Raw genomic sequence first — 318 nt, 5'->3', positions numbered from 1 at the left:
GATTATCTCTGAAATTGGTGAAATCGATCGGTTTAATCATCCGAAAAAACTGGTTGCCTTCGCTGGAGTAGATCCAAGTGTTCACTCATCGGGTAAGTTTACGGCAACCATTAATCGCATTACTAAAAGAGGTTCGAGCAGACTACGTCATTCTCTGTATCTTGCCGTACTTTGCGGCATAAGAAGTTCAAGGAACAAAAAGCTTAAAGCTTTCTATGATAAGAAAAAATCAGAAGGAAAACCTGCCAAAGTGTCAATCGTTGCCTGTATGAATAAGTTGCTTCATTGGATTTATGCTTTATTAAGCAGAAAAGAAAC

General features: G+C 38.4%; 1 protein-coding gene. It reads left to right on the top strand.

What is annotated here, in order from left to right; all coding sequences use genetic code 11:
* Window positions 1-318 (top strand): transposase (locus tag N0M92_RS29265; protein ID WP_260289041.1); only part of this gene is annotated, 318 nt, incomplete at both ends.

This window comes from Peribacillus aracenensis (assembly GCF_025175645.1).
Lineage (GTDB): Bacteria > Bacillota > Bacilli > Bacillales > DSM-1321 > Peribacillus > Peribacillus aracenensis.
This window is presented reverse-complemented; position numbering and strand designations above follow the sequence as displayed.